Source organism: Haloferula chungangensis (assembly GCF_042664875.1).
Classification (GTDB): Bacteria; Verrucomicrobiota; Verrucomicrobiia; order Verrucomicrobiales; family Akkermansiaceae; genus Haloferula; species Haloferula chungangensis.
Genome location: NZ_JBHTBS010000007.1, coordinates 184,406 through 202,389, shown reverse-complemented (window position 1 = coordinate 202,389; position 17,984 = coordinate 184,406). Strand labels below are relative to the sequence as shown.

Sequence of the window (17,984 nt, the reverse complement as noted above, 5' to 3'; positions counted from 1 at the left end):
CACCAACCGAATTAGATCCATGGGCTCGCTCAAAAAGCGTCGTAAGACCAAGATCAACAAGCACAAGCGCAAGAAGCGCGCGAAGCAGAACCGCCACAAAAAGCGGCTCCGCTACAAGTCCTAAGGCATTAGCCTGAGGATTGCTTGATTGATTAAGATACAATCTCAAAAAGGGGACCCGGCTGTATTGGCCGAGTCCCCTGTTTGACGTACGCCCATCTTTTCTCAATGCTCGTGAATCAGATGATTCCTGATCGATTGATGGCCGTGGTCCGCCAAGATGCTTCGTGGGATTCCGCATCTGGAGCTTGCATCGGCGCGGCGTGCCTGAGCGACTTGTGGAGGGATTGCGAGAAGCCATGACGATTAAGGAGACCATACTGGAGCACACGGACGAGATCGTAGAGGATTGGTACATCTTCGCGCGGACGCATATTGAAATGGCGGAGGATCTGGATCGCGCGGAGGTGAAGGATCACATCCTGGACTTGCTGGACCGCGTCGTGAGCGATCTTGAAGAACCGCAATCGGCTGCGGAGCAGATCGAGAAGGCGAAAGGCGACAAGGATCTCGACCCAGGCGAGGAGCGTGCGGCGATGCGGCACGGAGCCCAACGCCTGGAGCAGGGCTTCAGTATCTTCGACATCAGTGCGGAATTCAGGGCTCTGCGGGCCAGCGTGATTCGGATCTGGATCCGCGAAAACGCGGGCCTCGAAAAGGATCTCGACGAGTTGGTGAGGTTCAATGAGGCGATCGATGAGGCATGGATCCTTTCGGTCGATCGCTTCCAAATGACGAGCGACAAGATGCGCGATTATTTCCTGGGTGTGCTGGGTCACGATCTGCGAAGTCCACTTTCCGCCATCACCGTGGGATCGCGGGTGCTTTCGGAGTACTTTGAGAAAGGCTCTCCTCACGATCGCCTCTGTCAGCAGATGCTGGCCAGCGGCGAGCAGATGAAGGAGCTCATCACCAATCTCTTGGAACTCACCCGTCTGCGTTTGGGCAACGGCCTGACCATCGAGCGTCGAGCCGTGGATCTGGTGGCTCTATGCGAGAGGGTGACGAAGGAAATCAGAACGAGTTATCCCAGCGCCTGCATGGTTGTCAAAAACCCGACGACGATGGAATGCATGGTCGATCCCGTCAGGATTTCACAGGTGATGACCAACCTCACTCAGAACGCGATCCGACACGGCAACGCCGCGGATCCGATCACCCTCAGCCTATGGTCTCAGGAGGACAGCGTGTTTATCGGGGTCCACAACCACGGACCGGTGATTGATCCGGAAGTTCGACGAGGAATGTTCCGGGATACCTTGGGTGGGGCGGTTGGAAACGACGGAACGATCCGGCTCGGACTCCATATCGTTTACGAAATCGTGAGAGCCCATGATGGCTCGGTCGAAGTTGTTTCGGATGCTCTGAAGGGAACCACGTTCACCGTGCACCTTCCGGAGTGCATCCAGCCCCAGGTCTGAAACCGGAACCCGGAGAGCCAGGGAAACCGACAGGTTTCACTTGTTGTCGGAAAGTGAGGTGGCTCGCGGCGGTCGTGTCGCCGACGCTCGGGTCGGGGCAAAGAAATGCCGCTCGGGTCCCACCCCGAGCGGCTAATGAAACCATCAACCCTGATCGCCCGGAGGCTCTCGCAGGCTGACAATCTGCTGTTCACCCTGAAAACGCACACAGATTGCGTAGTCTTCAAAGTGTAAGACCCTTCAGGTCTGGAAATGTTCAAAGAAAGTTTAGTTTTTTTGCTGCTTGGCGGTCGGGGCGAGGGCGGCAGTTGTAAGTTGCTGGGAGTAAGCGTGAAAAAGCCAGGCTCTGGTCCTGAGATTTCAGGGAAAGCCTGGCTTTGTGGCGGGGGATGCCTTGGCGCCCCTCTATTGGGCGAAGTCTTTGGGGTTCTCGGCGATCAGGTAGGCGGTGACTTCGGCGATCTGGATGGGGGTCAGCATCTGGCCCCAGGCCTGCATTTTGGCGCCGTTGTGGCCGGGGGAATCCGGGGGGGTGCCTTCGTTGATCAGCTTGAAGATCTCACGAGGTTTGCCGCCGTATTTCCACTCACCGTCATTCAGAGGCATGCCGGGGAGCGGAATGCTCTGATCACCCACCGCCATGGTGGCGGAGAGGTCCGCTCCGTGGCAGGGAAGGCAGTTGGTGGTGTAGATCGTTTTGCCGGAGGCGACCTTGCTGGCGTCGGTGGCCCACTCGTTGATCAGGGCTTCGTCGGTGATCGATTCCATGGCCGCGGCCAAGTCCGCGTCCTTCTTTTCATGAAGGGCGGTGATTTCCTCGGTGATCTTCTGCTGGTCGGTCTTGATGATCGGAGTGTTGTAGTAGAGCACCCAGTAGATCACGAGCCACGCGACGGCCGCGTAAAAGGTGAAGAGCCACCAATTCGGAAGCTTCTGGTCGAACTCCTGAATGCCGTCGTACTCGTGTTCGCGGAGAATGATCTCGCCCTTCTCGCGGGCATAGTCCCCGCGGCGGATTTCCGGTTCGGATGATGATTTATCTTCGGGCATGGCTTCAGCGGTCGGAGTCTTGATCGAGGGGCATGGTGGAAAGGCGTTCCCGTTCCTCGGGCTTCAGGCGAAGAGCACGGATGGTGGTGACAACGAAGACGGTGAACAACACGCCGAAGGCGATCAGCGGGACGATGTTCGTCCAGTCTTCATGGGTAACGCGCGAGAACATGGCTGTTAGGAATTGGAAGTTAGAGTGGGGGAAACGGGCTTATCTGGCCTCCCGGGCGGCGGTTTCCTTTGGGCGGTAGGAGTCGGGGTTGAGCGGAATGGTTTCTTTCGGCACTTCAGGCTCCACCATTTCATAGCTGCCGATTTTTTGAACGTAGGCAATCAGTGCGACGATCTCACGGTCGGCGAGGTACTGCGCGAGGGCTTCACCGGAGAGTTCTTCCTGACCGGGCAGAACCACTTGAGCGGCGGCAAGGCTGTCGGCGATCTCACGCGCCTGGACGCGGGCTTTGTCGTTGATCTCATGCTGGTTCATGGCCGGGTAGGGCACCCCGATTTTGCGCTGCACCGCGATCTTGGAACTCAATGCCTTGAAGTCGGTCTTCTTGTCGAAGAGCCATGGGTAGGCGGGCATGTTGGAGCCTTCCGAGGTCTGGCGCGGGTTCATGAAGTGGTTGTAGTGCCAGACGTTGTCGCGCACGCCGGAGCGCATGTATTTGGCACCTTGGACGATGTCGCCACCTTCGCGGGCAAGGTCCGGGCCGGTGCGCTTGGAACCCCACTGGTGCGGGTAGTCGTAGAGCGATTCTCCCAGATGGGAGAAGTCGTCGGCGATGCCGGCACGGCCGTAGCGCATGACGTCGGGCTTGAGCGTGCGGATCATCTGCGAGTGGCAGTTGTAGCAGCCTTCGCTGACGTAGATGTCGCGGCCGGCGAGTTCGAGCGGGGTGTAGAGCTCCTGCAGACGGCCTTCGATGTTCTTGTCGCGGTTGACGATGAGCGAGGGAATGATCTGCACCGAGCCGCCGATGGCGACGGCAATGAAGACGAGCACGGTGAAAGGCATGTAGTTGTGGAGCAGTTTTTCGTGGAAGTCATTCCAGACGGAGCCCCGACGATGGAAAGTGCGCACGGCTTTCACTACCAGTAGGATGGAGAACAGCAGCGCAACCTTGTCGGCATGGGGAGGGAGGAAGAACCAAAGACACATGAAGACCAGGCCAAGCAGGGTGTGGGCGACCGGGTCGTTGGTGAATGCTTCGCGAAGGCTCATGGTGTCACGCGATGCCTTGACTGGAACGGCGACTTCGACGGTGTCGTTGTAGGGCGCTCCAGAGCGTGCGGTTTTCCAGATGTTCCAGGCGCAGATGAAGAATCCGACGAGGAAAAGGAAGCCGCCGAGCGAGCGCAGGATGTAGGGAAGCTGGATGGCCTCCAGCGTTTCCACGAAGGTGTACTTGAGGGTGGTGCCACCGGTGTCGATCTGGCCGAGCATCAGGCTCTGCATGATGCCGGCGGTCCACATCGAAGCGACGTAGAGAAGGATGCCAACGAGTCCAACCCAGAAGTGCATGTTGGCGGCGGCGACGGAGTAGAGCTTGGTTTTCCAAAGGCGAGGAGCCATCCAGTAGAACATGCCGGCGGCCATGAAGCCGTTCCAGCCGAGGGCACCGGAGTGGACGTGGCCGATGCCCCAGTCCGTGTAGTGGGAGATGGCATTGACGGCTCGGATCGAGAGAAGCGGACCTTCGAAGGTGGCCATGCCGTAGAAGGTAATCGCGGCGGCGAAGAACTTGATGACGGGGTCGGTGCGGAGCTTCGACCAGGCGCCGCGGAGGGTGAGGAGACCGTTGAGCATGCCGCCCCAGGACGGAGCCCAGAGCATCAGCGAGAAGAGCATTCCGAGAATCTGCAACCAGGGCGGGAGGGCCGTGTTGAGCAGGTGGTGAGGGCCCGCCCAGATGTAGATGAAGACCAGCGACCAGAAGTGAATGATCGACAGACGGTAGCTGTAAACCGGGCGATTCGCTGCCTTCGGCAGGAAATAGTACATGATCCCGAGAATCGGCGTGGTGAGGAAGAAGGCCACGGCGTTGTGTCCATACCACCACTGGACGAGCGCGTCCTGCAGGCCGCCAAAGATCGGGTAGGAGTGGGTGAGGGAGGTCGGAATCGAGAGGTGGTTGACGATGTAGAGCATCGCCACGGTGATGATCGTCGCGATGTAGAACCAGAGGGCGACGTAGAGGCTGGGCTCGTTGCGTTTGGCGAGGGTCCAGAAGAAGTTGATCGCGAATATCACCCAGATGATGACGACGGCGATATTGATCGGCCAGATGAGCTCGGCGTATTCCTTCGAACGGGTAAGGCCGATTGGCAGGGTGATCGCGGCGGAAACGATGATGGATTGCCAGCCCCAGAAGTGGATTTTGGAAAGCAGGTCCGAGGCGGTGCGGCATTTGCAGAGCCGCTGGGTGGAGTAGTAGATGCCGGCGAACATCATGTTGCCCACGAAGGCGAAAATGACGGCATTGGTGTGGAGCGGGCGGAGGCGGCCGAATGTTAGAAAGGAGACCCCATCCGCCTTGATCGCGCCGAAGGTCAGGGCTTCCAGGAATTTTCCGTTCATTTGCCACCACGAGAGCTGGGTGGCGCAGATCACGCCGACGAGCATGCCGACGATCCCCCAGAAGATGGAGGCGATCATGAACTGACGAACCGTCTTGTCGTCGTAGGTGATGGTGGTGGTAGGGGCGGAGGCCAATGTGGTCATGGTTGGAAAATTTCTGGCTTAAGGTTCGCCGGCTTGGTCGTCGAGGGGGAGGAGTGAGTCGCGCTCGGGTGAGGAGTTCTTCGAACGTCGGAATTCACCGATGAAACAGGTGATGAAAATCCCGGCGAGGCAGAGACTCACAAGGACCGTTAGACCGATGACGTTCATGATTGAGGGGATACAGAAACAGGACCGGCGAGGAATGTCGCCGCGTGAATTGCCAGAAGGTGCGCGGAATTGTTCAAGCTGCGAACTGCTGCTGACGGTTTGCCATCCATTCAAGGAAGCTGTCGGCGATCAGGGGCGCGAGGCAGCGGGCGTGAAAATGGGCGGGGCTGAGAATGATGTGGAAGCTTTCCGGAACATCAGGAGGAATGCCGATGGAGGCTCGAAAGCCTTTGAGATCATCTTCGGTGGCCTCAAGGGCGAGCGGGTCGTCGAAAACCACGTGACCCCGTTTTGCGATGGCATTCAGCACTTTGCGCAGGCCCTCGCGGCTGGTAGGCGGGCAGGCCTCGCTGGAATCAGCAATTCCAAGAAGTCGGCGCTGCGCGGGGTCGGAGGCGATGGCGTGGACGATCGGTCGCGTGATCGCGATCCAGTTCCCGCCCGATTCTTCGTCGAATTCGTTCAGCAGACATGCCACTGCGGCCGCGCAGCCGCACAGGCTGTCGGGAGGAGTGTTGAGCAGCACGAAGGGGGCGCCGGTGCTTTCCTCGGCAAGGAGCCAGTGATGGAACTCGGTGAGTGTGGTGACGGGCATGGGTCGAGCTGGATCGATGGCTCATGCTTCACGATTTCGCCGCATGCCGCTCCGCGCGGGCTGCCGTAGCTTGCGCGGATCTTGTGGGAAAATGGCAGGTTCCTTGTCTGGGAACCTTCGGCTCAGCCCTGATGTCGGTAAGTCTTCATGACAATATAGAGGTAGCTGAGGGAGACGAGGGCCGGGTAACTCCAGCCCATGTGCCAGTTGAAAAGATACTGATAGAAGGAAAAGCTGTCGATGAAGGCGTAGAGGGAAAGCAAGGTGGCGACTAACAGCATGGCTGAGAGCTTGAGGAGTGGCTTGAGTTCCCGGGTGCGTGCGGCAAGGACCAGTCCGAGCGCCACGAGGGCGGCGACGAGATTCGTGGCGGTGAAAATGCGCAGGTCGGAGGTGATGCGGCCGACGACTTCATCGAAGTAGCTCCGGATCTGCACTTTCCAGCCACCGATTTTCCGACTCAGGGCGTTTTCAGGGAACCGGAGTTCGGGCGCGGACTCCTTGCCGGTGAGCTCCGCAATGTAGGCTTCCGGTTCGGCGCGGTATTCGGCGATTTCGTCGAGGACGGCTTGCTTCTGAGCCTTGCTCGCCAGCATGGAAGCGATGTTTGAACGGACGGCATCTTCGGCGTGATCGACGAGCGGCGCGGCGTACTGTGCGGTCTTGAGGGTCGCGAAGTCACGCGCGGTGATCGCGAGCTGGTCCTTGCCGATGAAGGTGTAAGCGAAGGCCGCAGCAAAGAAGATGGCGAGCAGAGCATTGGTGAGGATGAGTGCTTGGCGCATGGCGGCAGGTCAGGCTCCTCCGCGCAGGGAGGGATCGGTAATCACGGGCTTGAGCCGCCAGATGAGCAGGCCGGAACCGATCAGTGCGAGGGCGGCACAGATGAGGAACACGTGGTTCGAGGCGATGTGAAAATGCGAACGCGCGGAGAGGAAAATCAGCGAGCCGATTGTGCTGGCAACAAAAGACAGCGCATTCGCCGTGCCGAGGAATCGACCCCGTTCATCGTCGGGAGAAAGATGCTGAAGAAGGGCCTGAAGCGGGACGATGTAGAACCCGGCGAAGATCCCGGCTCCGGCAATGAGCACGGCAACGAGGGCAAAATGGAGCGGCGTGGTGCCTAACAAGGCGAAAAAGAACGTCATGCCGATCGCTCCGAGCGGAATCAGGCGGGGCTCGATATGCTTTCCTGAAATGAGCCCGGCACTGACACTGCCGAGCCCGATCGAAATCCCGAGAATGCCCAACAGCACGCTAGCTTTGGTTGGCGATACTTGAAGGAGCTCGCGGTAGTCGGGAAGGATCAGGATTGCGAGCATCCCGATCATGTAGAAGAAAGCCCAGGCGGAAGCGACGAGGAGAAGGTGTGACTTCGCCATGTCACGAATGGCGTGGTAGTAAACGCTGAAGGGATTCCAGTTGATTTTCAAATCGGGATCCATGGCGGCGAGGCGTGGAATCGGCAGCGCGGTCAGGAGGCCGAACACAGCGGTCAGAATCATCGCAATGCCGGGAAGCCACAGAACCGGCAGGTAGCTGGCTCCTGGGTCAGGAGCGTAGAGGCTGTAAACGGGTCCGGCGGCGAGCGTCCCTGCAATCACCGCGAGATTGGTGAACATGTTGATGGAACCGTTGGCCCGGCTGAGCTGGGAGTCTTCAACCAGTTCCGGAATCATGCCGTATTTGGCAGGGCCGAAAAAGGAGCTCTGAATGGCGAGCAGCAGCATGGCGGAGAGCGAGAGCCACAGGTTGCCAACAAGGAATCCAGCGAACCCGACGAGAGCGATGAGAATTTCTGCGACTTTCACCAGCACGGTGATGCGGCGTTTGCTGCTGCGGTCGGCGAGCTGACCGGCGAAGCCCGACAACAGAATGAAAGGAATGGTCAGGCAAAGTCCGACGTAGCCCTGCCCACCCTCACCGAGTTGGCCGGACCAGATGCCCCCGGAGGCAACCGCGAAGGAAAGCACCCCTTTGAGCAGGTTGTCATTCACCGCTCCAAAGAACTGGGCGAGCGTGAGTGAGAGAAAGCCTTTGGTAAACAGGCGGGGTTGGTCGGCCATGACGGCGGGAGGCTAGCAGCTTGACCCGGATGGGGGAGGAGGAAATGGGGGCGCTTTCGGAGCGTCGACCGTATGGTCGATGGATCGGTCCGGTGAGTGACCTTGGGAGATGGGCGTTAGGGAAGAGCAGTGGGATGAGGGTGGGTGGCCCTTTTGGCGATCCGCTGAGGAAGCCCATCGACCATAAAGTCGATGCTCCGGAAGTTTCGTCACCTGGCGCTAATCGGCGCGTCGGAAATCTTTCCGGGAATCTGACGGAGATGGAGGTCGAGAAACGATTTGATGCGTTGGTTGAGTTCGTCGCTCGAGAAACCGTGGCCAGCTCCCTGCATGGCCACGAGATGGCTTTCGACTCCCGCCTCCTTCAACGCAGCGTCGAGTTCTTCGGCCTGAGCAAAGGGCACGAGCCTGTCGGCGGTGCCGTGAGAGGTGAAAACGGGAGCGTCATCCTTGCTGATCCAGTGAATGGGGGAGGCGAGGCGCGCATTCTTGCGGATCTCTTCTTCGTTCTGGCCTAACAAACGAATCGCCATGTTTTCGCGACTGAGCTTGGCAAGGTCGATGTCCTTGCCGAAGAAGGTTTCGAAGTCGGTGGGGCCGAAGAAGTTGACGACACACTGGACCTCGCTGCTTTGGCTCGGGTATGGGCCGACCTTGCCCTCGAGCGAGCGTTCCTTGTTGGTGGTGCCGAGCATCGCGGCGAGATGCCCGCCGGCGGAGTGGCCCATGACGGCGATGCGCTCGGGGTCGATGCCGTACTTTTCAGCGTTGGCTCGGAGGTAGCGCACGGCGGCCTTGCAGTCGTGGATCTGGGCAGGCCATAGGGCGTGCTGGCTGAGGCGGTAGTTGATCGATGCGGCGGCGTAGTCACCGGTCGAGGTGATGAGCTCGGCGATGGATCTTCCATGACTCTTGTCGCCCGACATCCAGCCGCCACCGTGGATGTAGATGACGAGCGGGACCTTTTTGTTAGAGGGTGACTCGGGAAGGTAGACATCGAGGGTCTGGCGGACATTGCCGTTGCCGGCGTAATCGAGATTTTTCAAGCCCGATGCATCGGGAGCCTGGGACGGAGGGGGGGTGAGGAAGTTGGCGGCAACTTGTTGGAACTCTTCGCGAGTGACAAAGCCGTCGGCATTGCCATCGACCATGGAGAGAAACGGGCGGGCCTCCTTGGGGAGTTCGCTGGCGGAGAGTTTTCCGTCCTTGTTGGTGTCGAGGTTGGCGAAGGGATCGACTTGGGCGAAGGCGGCTGGGGCGAGAAGCAAGAAAAGGAGTTGGCGCATGGCGGGAATAGAGAGCGGAAAGTGAGGTTTGTCGCGTTGTTTCGGAGCATCGACTTTACTGTCGATGGATCGGTCCGGAGCAGGATGGATTGGGGCTGTTCTTGGTTTTGGAATGTCGCTTGTGATTCGCTGGCGAGGTCCATCGACAATAAGGTCGATGCTCCGGAAGGGTCGATGCGGCGGAAGTCAGCGGCTTTCCACTTTCAGCGTAATCGGGATGGTCTCGCCGCTGCGAGGGTCGGTGGCGGTGAGGGTGTGCGTGCCGAGAGTGAGGGTGGCGATGGGTTCCTGGTCGCCGGGAGTGAGGGCGAGGGTTTTGGAGTGCCACTTCGCAAGGCCGGGGAGATTGGTGGCGAGGTGAAGGTGGCCGCCGTTGGGGAGCTCGGGATCGAGGATGTAGGTGGCGTCAGGGCGCGGAGCGAGAATGCGGAGCGGGGTGATTGCCGGGTGCTCCGGGGTCAGGGCGTATTCGTCGCGACGCTGGTTGTAGGAGGAGGTGAGCCATTCGGAGTAGGACTGGTCTAACAGGGCGAGGCCGCTCGGGGAGTAGTCAGTTTTGGAGGCGGGGAGCGGGAGGGAGGTGGTAGGGCAGAGTTCGAGACTGCGGTGGCGGGTCGGGGTGGTGACGACGGATTTTCCCGTTCGCGGGTCGATCGGGATTTCCGTGAGGGTGCTGGGTTTTTCAAACCAGGTGGGTGGGGTGCCGCGATGCAGAAGTCGCATGCTGCGGTGGAAAATCGGGCCGGCACCATCGACACCGGTGGTGCCTTTCATTGGCGAGTTGTCGAAGTTTCCGGCCCACACGCCGACGGTGAATTCGGGCGTGTAGCCAAGGCACCAGTTGTCGCGGAAATCGGAGGAGGTGCCGGTTTTGGCGGCACAGCGGAAGGGGAGTTCGAGCGGGCCGTGTCGGCCGAAGGCGGGGGCGCGGGCGGCGGGGTCGGAGAGGATGTCGGAGATCAGGAAAGCCGCCGTGCTGCTAAAGCAGCGATGGGAGATGGAAGTTGATGGATGGGGAATGAGAGTCGGCGATTGGAAATGGCCACTCCTTGCAAGGGTGGCGTAGGCATTGGTAAGTTCTAACAGGGTGACGGGGGCGTTGCCGAGGGTGAGGCCGAGGCCGTAGGGGATGGGGTCGGGATCGAGGGTGCTGATACCGAGTTGTTGGAGAAAAGTGTGGAGAGGTTCGGGGCCGCCGAGATCGTTCAGCTCGCGCATGGCGGGGACGTTCAGGGAGCAGGCGAGGGCCTGGCGGATGGTGACGGGGCCGCGGAAATGGCGGTCGAAGTTCTCGGGGAGGTCGAGGCCTTCCCGGGTGCGGAAGCGGGTCGGGATGTCGGCGATGATGGAACCGGGGAAGCGGCCGGATTTTTCGAAGGAGAGGAGATAGGTGAAGGGCTTGAGGGCGGAGCCGGGAGAACGCGGAGTGAGCGCGCCATTGATTTGGCCGCCGCGCGGGTCGTGCCAGTTGCCGGACGAGACGAGGGCGAGGATTTCGCCGCTGGGGTTGTGGACGACGACCACGGCGGCGTGGTGGAGGTTCTTGTTGGCGAGGGGAGCGAGTTCTTCGGTGACGATGCTTTCGATCTGGCGTTGGAGGGAGGCGTCCAGGCTTGTCTGAAGGTCCGATGTCGAAGGTCGAAGATCAGGGAAAGAAGCAAGCCAAGGGGCGGTTGAGTCCTTTTTGAGGGGTCGGAGCTGGAGGGGTTCGGCTTTGGCAGCGGAAATACTAGAAGCGTCGTAGTTACCGGCGTCGGCGAGACGGGTGAGGACGGTGTCGCGACGGATGAGGGCGCGGTCGGGGTGGCGCGTGGGATTGAGGCGGCTGGGTGACTGGGGGAGGCCGGCGAGGAGGGCGCTCTCGGCGAGGGAGAGGTCGGCGAGGGGCTTTTGGAAATAGTAGCGGGCGGCTTCGCTGGGGCCGAGACGGTTGTGGCCGTAGTCGAGGCGGTTGAGGTAGGCTTCGAGGATCTGGTCTTTGGACCAGGTGAGCTCCAGGTGGCGGGCGGTGAGGGCTTCGCGGAGTTTGGTTTTGAGGGTGCGCGGGGACTTGGGTGAGGTGATTTTGACGAGTTGCTGGGTGATGGTGGAGGCGCCGGAGATGGTGCGGCCGTTCTGAATGCGGTCCTTGGCGGCGCGGGCGGTGGCGAGGAGGTCGATGCCGCTGTGGGAGTAGAAGCGTTTGTCTTCGGCGGCGAGAGTGCAGGCGATGAGCTCGTCGGGGATCTCGGCGAGCGGGACGGGTTGGCTGCGGGTGAAGTCGGGGAGGGTGAGGTGATGGAGAGGCTCGCCGTGGCGGTCGAGGAGGATGGGCGATTTTTGGGTGTTTGTTAGATCTTGAGGGATGGGGAAGGTTAGGGGGAGGAGATACCAGGCCGCAAATGCCAACGCCGTTGTTCCGAGGAGCAGGCGGAGGAGGATTTTGCGGTGGTGGGGTTTCATGGGGCCAAGGAGCGATGAGGTTCAATCATCGGGCTTCGATGTTGACGGATCCGGATGGGATGATGGCTCGTGAGGTTGCTTGCCGGGGTTGTCCGGTGGTTAAAAACCACCGCTCCTTGCGCCATGCCTACTCCTTTACGACGAACTGGCGGGAGGCGGAGAGGGCTAGGTTTTCGGGGTCGTACATGGATTCGACTTTGGCGGGTGGGGCGAGGGCGCTGCCGCTTTGGGTGACTCGGGCGAGATAGCTGAGGGTCTTGGTGTCGTTGCGCCAGGCGCGGTCGAAGAAGAAGAGGGCGCGGTCGTCGCGGAGCTCGCTGTGGGAGACAGACCATTCATTCTCGGAGGTGCCGCCGGCATTCATGTTGGCGGATTGGGATTCGAAGGAGTTGTTCACGGTCTCGAAGATCGAGGGGAGCATGTCTTCAATGACAAGGTAGCGAAGGTCGTCGTCGGGGAGGGTGACGCGGAGCTTGACGCGGATGAGGTCGCCGACTTTCGGAGTGTCGAGGGGCTCGCTGGTGCCGTCGGAGTTCACGCGCTCGTAGAAGCGGGTGACCTGTAGGCCGTTCTTGGCGACGGGTTGCATTGGGGCGATCTTGGGTTTGGCGGCGAGCTTGATGCGGATGAAGGCGGGACCGTCGGCGGTGGCTGTTAGTTTGAGGCCGGGGACGAGGGTGAATCGCTCGGGAGTCACGGGATGCGTGCTATCCAAGTAGTGGGAAGTCGGATCGGTGGCGGTCTGGAACGAGGATTGAGCGTGCAGGGAGAGGGTGGTGGGGCTGAGGTTTTCCTCGGCTTTCGCGTAGGCAGAGAGGGCGACGAGGGACCAGGCGTTGGTCCAGGTGGTGTTCCAGTGGCCGTAGGGGTTGCGATCGCGGAGGAGCTTGTCGATGGCGGTGGTGGCTTCGTCGGAGGTGGCGTCGATGCTGGACCAGGCGAGCAGGCTGTAGGCGTGGTCAGGCTGCCAACGCATCCACGAGTTGTCCTTGCCGGTGAAGGGGGATTTGTCGCGGAGGATGGCGATGGCGGCGTCCTTGTGACCGGCGGCGTTCTCGGCGAGGGCGAGGAGGCTTCGGGCGCGGGAGTTGAGTTGTGGGAGGCGTTCCTTGAGCAGGTTGACGTAGGAGTCTTGTGGCTTTCCGGCGATGGCGAGAATCCAGAGGTGGCGGGCGGCGATTTCGTATTCGTAGCTGTTGTCGGCCTTGCCGATGTCGCGGAGATCCTTGATGAGATAGTTGCTGAGGGCGGCGATGGCGGCGGGTGGGACCTCGCCTTGTTCGGAGGCGAGGATCAGGCCGAGGCCGGCGTAGCTGCTGGCCCATGAGAGGGATTCGGTGCTGCCGGGCCAGTAGGAAAATCCGCCGTCGCGCTGCTGCATCGAAATGAGGCGGTTGATGCCGTCCTGGATGGTCTTCTTCACCTCGGCTTCGCTGTGCTTGGCAAGGGCGGGGGATACGGCGCGAAGTTGCTCGACGGCAAGCCAGGGGATCAGGGCGGAAGTCGTTTGTTCGACGCATCCGTAAGGGTAGTGAAGGAGGAAATCGATGGCACCGCCTGCTTCAAGGAGAAGTGAGCGGGACATTTCGATGTCGATGTGGCCGCGGCCATCTAACAGGGCGGAGTCGAGCTCTTCGAGAAGGTTGAGGTTTCCGCCTTCCTTGGTGAGGCGGATCAGTTTGGTTTGTCGTTGAAGGGGGACGGGGTATTCGACTTGGAAATGGTTTTCGACGGAGTCGGAAAGGCGTCGGGTGAGGGCGGGTGTTAGATTGCCGGTGCTGAGGGAGACGGGGACGGCTTCCCATTTGAAGAGGGCTTCGCCGGTGTTGGTGAAGGTGACGGGGAAGGTGACGACTTCGGATTTTCCGGGAGCTAGGGTGATCTGTGTCTCTATGGATGAAGAAGTGGGCGGGACGCCCACGCTCCCCTGTTGCTGGGCGAGCTTTGCGATGGCTTCGGAAGCGGGTGGATTTGCTGTGAAGGTGATGTTCCAGGTGCCTTCGTATTCGGAGGCGTTGGTGATCTTGGCCTGGGTGTTGATGGTGTCGGTTTCGTGGGCGAAGCGCGGGGTTTGCGGTTCGATCATGAGGGGCTTGGCGACGGTGAACTCGCTTTCGGCATGACCGAAGCGGGAGCCTTGGTGATGGGCGACGGCAATGAGGCGGTAGCGGGTGAGGGTGTCGGGGAGCTTGACGGTGGCGGTGAATTTGCCGGTGGCGTTGGTGGTTAGAGCGGGCTTCCAGAAGGCGCAGGGGTTGAAGTCGCGGCGCGGCATGTCGAGCGGTGGGCCGTATTCGCCGTCGCCTCCGCCGATGAAGAAGCCTTTATTGTAGAAAGTCTGTTCGTCGGGAGCTTCGGGGATGAAGTTGCCGAGGGAGGTGCCGCAGTTCACCCGGAGGAGACGCGGGTCGTAGAAGTGGGACATGGGGTCCGGGGTTTCGTAGCCGAGAACGGCGAGCGTGCCTTCGTCTTCGGCGTAGAGGGTGACTTCCGCGCCGGTGGCGGGTTGCTTGTTATTTAATAAGACTTGGCCGGTGATGGTGATTTCGGAGGAGGGGAGAAACTCGCTAGCGCTCGGAGTGCCAAGTGCCGAGTGATCAGTGATCAGTGATGAGTCAGCGTCTTCGCCAGTGGTGATTGGATTAAGTGTTACTGCGAGGCTGTCGCGCTGGTTTTGGACGGTGAGTTCGCAGTAGCCGAGGCGAAGTTGGGGTTCTTTGTGTTTCCTCAGGGAGTCCTGGGCGCCTTTGATGACGAGGACGGAGACGTAGCAGTTGGGGGCTTCGAGGTCGGTGACGGGGATTTCGATGACGGGGTCGGTAGCTTTCAACTCGACGAGGAAGGATTTGCTGACGTCCTCACGCTCGACGGTGATGAGGGCGGTACCTTCGATCGGGGAGAGGACGAGGACGCGGGCGGTGTCGCCGGGTTGATAGAGTTTTTTCTCGGGGACGAGCTTGATGCGCATGCTGTCCTCGTAAGCCCATGGATACTGGTCGCTGCCGTAGACGTGGATCGTCATGGCGGTGGCGAAAGGGTGGCCGGCGGCGTCGGTGCCGCGGACTTCGAGGGTGTGGAGACCGGATTTGGTGGGAGCGAAGAGGAACTCGGTGCTGCCGTTTTCGGTGATCCTGAGTGGAGTGGTGGAAAGCTCTTCGCGGCGCGGTTCATTGCGCACGGCGGAGCCGCTGCCTTCGTTCAGGACGCGGACCTGCTCGTTGATTTCGCGCGAAAGGTTGGCTGTTAGCTCGAGGCTGCCGGTGAAGGATTTCCCTTCGGGAGTGACGGCGATGATCTCGAGCGGGAGCTTGTCGCCGACGCGGACGAGTCGATCGAGACGGCGAATGCCTGCGTAGACATCTGCCGGATGGACGGTGGCGTTGGTGGTTTTGGTGAGGGTCTGGTTGTTGGCATCGGTGACTTCGGTCTGGATGCTCACTTCGCGGGCCATCGGGAATTCGGCTTCCGGGATGTTGGCGGTGACGCGGGTGCTGCCGTCATCGCTGAGCTCGAGTTCGGTGCTTTGGCTGTCGCTGTTGCGGTTGCCGTGGTCATCGTCCCAGCGGTAGCCGAAGTAGTGGAACCAGTAGTTGAAGTCGGGCGTGCGGTGATCGCCGAAGAGGAAGTCGCGATAACGGTCGGGATAGAAATTCTGATCGGTGACGCGAGTCCAGGTCTGCGCTTTGCCCTTGGCGACGGGTTGGCCCTGGTAGTAGGTGGCGTTGAGGTCGAGGATGACTTCCGCGGCGCCGGGGGCGGGATCTGTTAGATCGTGATTGATTTCGAAGGCATTGCGGCGGAATTCCTCGACGCGCAGGCCGAGTTGGAAGCTGGCGTTCTGGACGGCCTGGCTGCGCTTGGTCCAACTTTCGATCTCCTTGGCAGCTTCGAGATCATCAGGCCAGGAGACGTTGATGCTGTGGTAGCCGACGGTTTCGGGGGGGAGCTGGAAGGAGGCGTCGATCGAGCCGTTGGCGGAGACTTCAAGCTCGCGGCTGAGAATTTCGTGGCCGGTGGGGTTGGTCACGGTGAGCTTGGGTTTGTCGGAGTCGGCGGCCTCGATGCGGTTGCCGTTTTGTTGGCGGATGATGCCTTTGAGGTGGACGGTTTCCTGCGGGCGATAGAGCGAGCGATCGGTGAAAAGGAAGACGCGGCGGGTGGCGAGTGGCGGTTCGTCCCATGAGTAGCGGACGGGGAAGCGCCAGAGGCCGACGGTGGGCAGGGCGCTGTCGAAGGGGGCGGTGAACTGGTCGCGGCCGAGGGTGGCGCGGAGGTGGCGCGCGGATTCGTTGCGTGGGAGCGTGGCGAGGCCGTTGGAGTCGGTTTTGTAGCTGTCGAGTGGCTCGGCGTCTTCGCCGAAGGTCTCGATGTTGACGTTCGGCAATGGCTGACCTGTTAGGCAGGAGAAGGCGTAGACCTGGGCCTGAGTGTCGGTGGTTTTCCAGGCCATGCCGATGTCGGTGAGTTGGACAAGGGCTTGGGCGGAGGGAGATTTTTTGGCAGGTGCGCCTTCCGTAGGCGTGCCGATGATTTCGAGGAAGAAGGCGGCGGAGCTGTCGAGCTTGGCGGGCGTGTCCGGGCTCTCTTCGGGTTCGCCGATTTCGAAGGGTTGCTTGTCGCCGGAGAGGATCTTGTTCCAATCGATGACGACGAGCCGCGAGGTGTCGATGGGGTTGTCGAGCGCGACTTCGAACTCGGCGACGGTCTTGCCGCCCATCATTTCGTAGGGGATGAGGCGGGTAGGGGTGATGGAATCGCCGTCGGGACCGCTGCCGGTGTAGTAACGATAGCCTTGCTGGGCGCGGATGAGTTGGCGGCCGGAGAGTTGTTTGACGCGGACCTTGAGGGTCTGGAGGTTGACGGTGGAGAGGCGGTACTTCCGGGAGCCGGCGGCGAGCTGGGTTTCGTCCTTGCTGGGCAGGCCGAGGGCCGGGGTGAGGTGCTCGAACTTGAGCTGTTCTGAAACGGCTTTGCTGAGCGGGCGTCCGTCGCGGGATGTTAGAGTGGGTTTGATTTCAACATGCCACTGGTCGGTGGAAGAGAAATCGCCGATGAGGTGGAGTTCGTCGCTGCGGGACTCGATACGGAGTTCGGGGACTTCGGGAGTGAGCTTGATCGCTGCGGGATCAATGTCGGCGGGGAGGTTAGCTGAGAAGTCGAGAACGATGCGGCGTGGGTTGTCGGCGGAGACTCGGGCGATCGCTTTTTTGAGGGAGAAGGGGGAGATATCGCCGATGTGGCGGATGGTGTCTTCGCTGAGCTTGCTGCTTTTTCCGGGGAGGCCGGCGAGGATGGCGAGTCGCCATTGTTTGCCGATGGGGAGGGGTGAGGAGGGCTCGATGATGAGGCCGCCAGGGATTTCGGACTCGGGGGTGAGAGCGGGTTCGGTGACTTCGCCGCTGATGGCTTCGGTGAAGAGTTGGGTGAAGGTCTTGCCCTGGTAGCCGGCGTGTTTGACGCGGGCGATGGTGGCGCGAGTGGTGCGGGCGGCGACGCGTTTTCCTTCTTCGCTTTCGAAGACGAGAAAGGGCGCGGCTTTGGCGGGATCGACCTCGTCATTGAAGCGCAGGAACCAGGTGGCGGTGCGCGGAGTCCAGTTGTTAGCATAGCGTTCGAGCATGGTGGCATACTCGATCTGGAAGGAGGGAGTGGCGTAGGTGCCGAGATTGGTGTTGGGGATTTTCGAGTCGTCGAGGTGGATGTGGTTTCCGACGAGGGTGAAGGTGTATTTGGTGCCGATGGCGGGGGCGGCGCTGGGTTCGAAGCGCAGGACGTTGGCTTCTTTCCATATGGTTTTGCCCGGCCAGGCGGGCTCGGTTTTCAGCCATGGGGTGGCGGCGACTTTGCCGATTCGGTCGTCAGGACAGGCGGCCTTGTCGAGGACGAGTTCGATTTCCACGCCCGGGGTGATCGCGCTGTTCGGGACGTGAAGTCGCGGGTCGGCGAAGGCGGGGGAGATGAGGGCGAGGACGAGGAGCAGTGGTTTCATGGCGGCGGACGGTTCCAATCAATGATAGCGATGCGGGAATCTACGGATGTGTTTTTTAGTTGGGGGATTTTGGATAAGAGGGAGTTTGAAACGCCAAGACGCCAAGTGCGCCAAGGTTTGGGGAGGGCTCTACGTACTAATTGGAACGCCCTCTAGTAATCGTCTCGTTCTGGTGCCAGATT

Annotated in this window: 12 protein-coding genes; 2 read left to right on the top strand and 10 right to left on the bottom strand. The window is 60.7% G+C overall.

Going from position 1 to position 17,984, the window contains the following annotated elements; all coding sequences use genetic code 11:
• Positions 1–19: 19 nt before the first annotated feature.
• Positions 20–124 (top strand): AURKAIP1/COX24 domain-containing protein, encoded by a 105-nt coding sequence (locus ACFQY0_RS14320; RefSeq protein WP_379713615.1) that lies wholly within the window; start codon positions 20–22, stop codon positions 122–124.
• Positions 125–359: 235 nt separating this feature from the next.
• Positions 360–1,481, top strand: a complete 1,122-nt coding sequence (locus ACFQY0_RS14315) for an ATP-binding protein (protein ID WP_379713613.1) — start codon at positions 360–362, stop codon at positions 1,479–1,481.
• Between the two features lie 405 nt (positions 1,482–1,886).
• Here ACFQY0_RS14315 and ACFQY0_RS14310 read toward each other — a convergent pair whose 3' ends face one another.
• The 10 genes from ACFQY0_RS14310 to ACFQY0_RS14265 form a co-directional block, all read right to left on the bottom strand.
• Complete coding sequence (locus tag ACFQY0_RS14310; RefSeq protein WP_379713611.1) at positions 1,887–2,531, bottom strand: cbb3-type cytochrome c oxidase N-terminal domain-containing protein; 645 nt, start codon at positions 2,529–2,531, stop codon at positions 1,887–1,889.
• Positions 2,532–2,535: 4 nt separating this feature from the next.
• Positions 2,536–2,703, bottom strand: coding sequence for a hypothetical protein (locus ACFQY0_RS14305; protein ID WP_379713609.1), 168 nt, complete (start codon positions 2,701–2,703; stop codon positions 2,536–2,538).
• 39 nt (positions 2,704–2,742) lie between these two features.
• Positions 2,743–5,256, bottom strand: a complete 2,514-nt coding sequence (gene ccoN / locus ACFQY0_RS14300; protein WP_379713607.1) for a cytochrome-c oxidase, cbb3-type subunit I — start codon at positions 5,254–5,256, stop codon at positions 2,743–2,745.
• Between the two features lie 18 nt (positions 5,257–5,274).
• Positions 5,275–5,424 (bottom strand): hypothetical protein, encoded by a 150-nt coding sequence (locus tag ACFQY0_RS14295; RefSeq protein ID WP_379713605.1) that lies wholly within the window; start codon positions 5,422–5,424, stop codon positions 5,275–5,277.
• A gap of 73 nt (positions 5,425–5,497) precedes the next feature.
• Positions 5,498–6,019, bottom strand: a complete 522-nt coding sequence (locus tag ACFQY0_RS14290) for a hypothetical protein (protein WP_379713603.1) — start codon at positions 6,017–6,019, stop codon at positions 5,498–5,500.
• A gap of 122 nt (positions 6,020–6,141) precedes the next feature.
• Positions 6,142–6,804, bottom strand: coding sequence for a hypothetical protein (locus tag ACFQY0_RS14285; RefSeq protein WP_379713601.1), 663 nt, complete (start codon positions 6,802–6,804; stop codon positions 6,142–6,144).
• 9 nt (positions 6,805–6,813) lie between these two features.
• Complete coding sequence (locus ACFQY0_RS14280) at positions 6,814–8,085, bottom strand: MFS transporter (protein WP_379713599.1); 1,272 nt, start codon at positions 8,083–8,085, stop codon at positions 6,814–6,816.
• Positions 8,086–8,294: 209 nt separating this feature from the next.
• A complete protein-coding gene (locus tag ACFQY0_RS14275; RefSeq protein WP_379713597.1) occupies positions 8,295–9,371 on the bottom strand; it encodes an alpha/beta hydrolase fold domain-containing protein in 1,077 nt (358 codons plus the stop codon).
• 186 nt (positions 9,372–9,557) lie between these two features.
• Positions 9,558–11,813 (bottom strand): penicillin-binding protein 1C, encoded by a 2,256-nt coding sequence (gene pbpC / locus ACFQY0_RS14270; protein WP_379713595.1) that lies wholly within the window; start codon positions 11,811–11,813, stop codon positions 9,558–9,560.
• 127 nt (positions 11,814–11,940) lie between these two features.
• A complete protein-coding gene (locus ACFQY0_RS14265; protein ID WP_379713593.1) occupies positions 11,941–17,802 on the bottom strand; it encodes an alpha-2-macroglobulin family protein in 5,862 nt (1,953 codons plus the stop codon).
• Between the last annotated feature and the right edge of the window lie 182 nt (positions 17,803–17,984).